Raw genomic sequence first — 706 nt, 5'->3', positions numbered from 1 at the left:
TGCTACCTATCATAATGTACAGAAATCGCCCCAAGTATTGGGCGGTACTGAAACAGAACTAGCCGATACTGTTTTGATGAGCTTAATTGAGCAAGCTTACCAACAACTTAAAAACGGTGTCCCATTTGATGGGGAAATTTTGCGGACTACAGCTACTGAATATTATAGTCAAAACACCAGTGAATTTGAACAGGAAATTCTGGGAAACTTGACCGCAGTTATCGAGAAAAATCAAGATTTAAAAATTGATTTAAAGCGGAACTTTGAAAAAGATTTACGCACTCTGTCAATGGCTTTTTCTGTCTATATGATCGAACAAAAGCAGGTAAATTTTATCACCAGTCAAACTATCTGGACAGTAGTGTTTGATTTTCTTGAAGACCGAAATTTACCTCGAAAGAATTTAACCAATCCCGATAAATATTTTGCATTTAACCAGCAAGCTTTAGATAAATATATAGGAAAGTTATTCGGTGGATTGGTTTCGGTGCGACAAGCTGAAGCAGTAGGAATTCTATGGGGAATTCCTTATGTTTACGATTTTTGTTTAACCAACGGGTGATTGGAGAGAAAGTATACCAGCAAGCAATAGCAATAACAACAGCATTAAAAGTAAGTTTAATTCAGGTGTTGGGACGAAGTTTATGGAAATACGATTTCGTGCATCGCTGGCAACCCCCCGACAGCATATCTGCCACAGATTTTG

The 706-nt window shown here is 37.7% G+C and carries 1 protein-coding gene; it reads left to right on the top strand.

The genetic code is table 11. The annotated features are described in order from the left end of the window. On the top strand, positions 1-562 hold a 562-nt coding region (locus OSCIL6407_RS38635; protein WP_040650466.1), incomplete at its 5' end, for a hypothetical protein. Positions 563-706: the final 144 nt, after the last annotated feature.

Source organism: Kamptonema formosum PCC 6407 (assembly GCF_000332155.1).
In the GTDB taxonomy this organism is placed as follows: domain Bacteria; phylum Cyanobacteriota; class Cyanobacteriia; order Cyanobacteriales; family Microcoleaceae; genus Kamptonema; species Kamptonema formosum.
This window is presented reverse-complemented; position numbering and strand designations above follow the sequence as displayed.